Here is a 904-nt window from a genome sequence, read left to right on the forward strand (position 1 = left end):
TGGGGCAGCCCCCGTGCCGGGCGCGCGCAGGGGATCGCCGCCCACGCCTGTTTCGGCAGTTACGTGGCCCAGGTGGCCGAGGTCTCTCGGGACGACGACGGCGGGGTGCGCGTTCACCGGGTCGTCTGTGCGGTCGACTGCGGGATCGCCGTGCACCCGGACACCGTCGCCGCACAGATGGAGGGCGCGATCGCCTTCGCGCTCACCGCGACCCTCTACAGCCGCATCACCCGCGGCCGGAACGGCACGGTCCAGAGCAACTTCCACGACTTCCCGCTGCTGCGCTTCTCGCAGATGCCCCGGGTGGACGTCCACATCCTGCCCTCCCGCGAGCCCCCCGGCGGGGTCGGCGAACCCGGCGTGCCGCCGCTGGCACCGGCGGTGGCCAATGCGGTGTCCGCCCTCACCGGCCACCGGGTGCGGACACTGCCCATCCGTCTGGACCGTGACGGGCAACCGTCAGCCGGCGGCGAGTGAACGACACATGCGGGCGACGTCGGCGTCGGTCACCCCGGAGTGGGTCGGCAGGGTGAGCAGGCGATCGGCGAACGCCGCCGCCGCAGGCGCGACGGTACCCGCCACCGGTGCAGGGACACCGGGGATAGCCCCCAGCGGCGCGCCGTAGAGGGCGGTCGCCCCCAGCCCCCGGGCGTTGAGCCGCGCCAGCAGGCGGTCGCGGTGGCCACGGTCGGTGGCCAGCAGCGGATAGCGCAGCAGCCGCGCGGCCGCTGCGGTGCCCGGGCAGGCCCGCGGGAGGTCCGTGATCCCCGGCAGGTGCCCCGCCCGGAGGGCGTCGGCGAGCCGCCGCTGGGGCTGCGTGGGCGCGGCGCGGAAGCGCGCCACCGCGGCAGGCAGGCGTGCCCGGCGCACCGGGTCCATGCCCGTGATCCCGGTGAGGGGATCG

At 76.2% G+C, this 904-nt stretch carries 2 protein-coding genes; one reads left to right on the forward strand and one right to left on the reverse strand.

Features of this window, described 5'->3' with window-relative positions; translation table 11 throughout:
* Positions 1 to 477: molybdopterin cofactor-binding domain-containing protein (locus G7A99_RS21655; RefSeq protein ID WP_163144002.1), on the forward strand; the 477-nt coding region annotated here is incomplete at its 5' end.
* Here the strand turns inward: G7A99_RS21655 and G7A99_RS21660 are convergent.
* Positions 460 to 904: DegT/DnrJ/EryC1/StrS family aminotransferase (locus G7A99_RS21660; protein WP_205599992.1), on the reverse strand; the 445-nt coding region annotated here is incomplete at its 5' end. The two genes, G7A99_RS21655 and G7A99_RS21660, sit on opposite strands and share 18 nt — an antisense overlap.

The organism is Arhodomonas sp. KWT, from assembly GCF_010993615.1.